The organism is Muricoccus vinaceus (assembly GCF_042433125.1).
Classification (GTDB): domain Bacteria; phylum Pseudomonadota; class Alphaproteobacteria; order Acetobacterales; family Acetobacteraceae; genus Roseomonas; species Roseomonas vinacea.
Map to the genome: position 1 here is coordinate 1 of NZ_JBHLVZ010000135.1, position 843 is coordinate 843.

The following is an 843-nucleotide window of genomic DNA, read 5'->3' on the forward strand; positions in this document are numbered from 1 at the left end:
ATTGCGTGGAGGAAGCTGGTGAGGAGGGCGAGCAAAAGGGCCCTGAGGTGGGCGAGGATTTTGCGGATGTTGTGCCCGCAGCCGCACAGCACGGCGTAGAGGGCGTCACCGATGGTGCTCTTGAGGGCGCATCGGGCGAGGCGTCCGTCGGACTTCATGTGGCCGATCTCGGGCTCGATGGCGCTGCGGCGGCGCAGGAGCTTGCGCAGGCGTGGCGTGAGGCTGCGGCGCGTGCCGCTGACGAGCACCGTCGTGCGCTGCACGCTGTGGCCGCGGTAGCCACGGTCGACCACGGCGAGGCTGGGGCAGGATCCGGTGAGAGTCTCCACCTGCTGGAGGGCGTCCGCGAGGGTGTGCCCGTCGTAGGGGTTGCCGGGCATGGAGCGCATGCCGACGACAAAGCCGCCGGTGAGCGTGGTGGCGATGCTGACCTTGCAGCCGAACTCATAACGGATGCGGGCCTTGCCCTTCGAGATGCAGTCCACCTCCGGCTCGTGCAGGGCGTAGAGCTTGCCCGTGCTTTTGGGCGTTTGCCGCAGCAGGCGGGTGACGAGGGTCATGCGTTGCTCGATCCGCGTCCGCAGCCCTCCCTCGGGGGTGGCGCCGAGCTTGCGGCCGATGTCGCGAAGGACGCGTCCCGTGTAGCCCCTGAGCGTGCGCAGCGCCTTGCGCATGCGGCGGAACTGCCGGGCATGGGCGTGACGCCCAGCCTGGGCGGCCAGGCGCGGAGCCTTACGGTTGTAGTTCTGTCGCAGTCGGATCCCGGCCTTTCCAGCCAGCGCTACCAGGGAGCAACGGGCCCTCTCGTAAAGGCGGCTGTCGGTCGGATGCGCGATGGCCTTC

1 protein-coding gene is annotated in these 843 nt (G+C 69.0%); it reads right to left on the minus strand.

The window, feature by feature from the left end:
• Positions 1-843 (minus strand): IS5 family transposase (locus tag ACFFIC_RS29965; RefSeq protein WP_377057276.1); only part of this gene is annotated, 843 nt, incomplete at both ends.